This is a genomic window from Planococcus sp. RAB007_Raresut (genome assembly GCF_057369535.1).
In genome coordinates this window covers 1-239 of the sequence record NZ_JBXYIF010000255.1, presented here as the reverse complement: position 1 = coordinate 239, position 239 = coordinate 1, and the positions used below count along the sequence as shown (strand labels likewise).

Here is a 239-nt window from a genome sequence, read left to right as displayed (position 1 = left end):
GATCGCACTTGGATTAATTAAACGAGCGATCGAGGAACCGCTTAACCATCACCTTGTCGTCTTTTTCCAACCGGCCGAAGAGGGACCGGGTGGTGCCGAACCGATGGCGAAATCAGAATTGTTCTATCACTTCCGCCCGGATGCATTGTTCGGCTTACATGTCGCGCCTGAATATCCTGTCGGCATGGTCGCGTCACAACCGGGCGTGTTGTTCGCGAGCGCGAGAGAGCTCCATATCA

1 protein-coding gene is annotated in these 239 nt (G+C 54.4%); it reads left to right on the top strand.

Annotated elements, in window-relative coordinates; translation table 11 throughout:
- Positions 1 to 239: M20/M25/M40 family metallo-hydrolase (locus AC2Q9J_RS18460; RefSeq protein ID WP_499042188.1), on the top strand; the 239-nt coding region annotated here is incomplete at both ends.